Source organism: Enterococcus sp. HMSC078F03, assembly GCF_001811595.1.
Lineage (GTDB): Bacteria > Bacillota > Bacilli > Lactobacillales > Enterococcaceae > Enterococcus > Enterococcus faecalis.
In genome coordinates, this window is sequence record NZ_KV805575.1 from 1 (window position 1) to 369 (window position 369).

At 46.6% G+C, this 369-nt stretch carries 1 pseudogene; it reads left to right on the plus strand.

Annotated elements, in window-relative coordinates:
• Positions 1-369 (plus strand): annotated as a pseudogene (locus tag HMPREF2810_RS09905) (SelA-like pyridoxal phosphate-dependent enzyme); the annotation flags it as partial.

Below are 369 nucleotides of genomic sequence, written 5' to 3' on the forward strand. Positions count from 1 at the left end.
TAGTTACGAAAAATTCCACTTAAAAGAAGTCATTAATGCTTCTGGCAAAATGACCATTCTAGGTGTCTCCAAAGTTTCGGAGGCAGTCCTAGCAGCTCAACGATTCGGCGGCGAACATTTCTTTGAAATGAGTGAACTTAGTGTGCAAACAGGGGCCTTTTTAGCCAACTTGTTGAAGGTAGAAGATACCCAAATCGTTTCCTCGGCTTCAGCGGGGATTGCCCAATCGGTGGCTGCCTTGATTGGAAAAGGCAGCTTGTACCACGCGTATCATCCCTATACAGAAAAAATCGAACAGCGGGAGATTGTTTTACCTAAAGGGCACAACGTGGACTACGGCACGCCTGTAGAAGTCATGGTAGCGCAAGG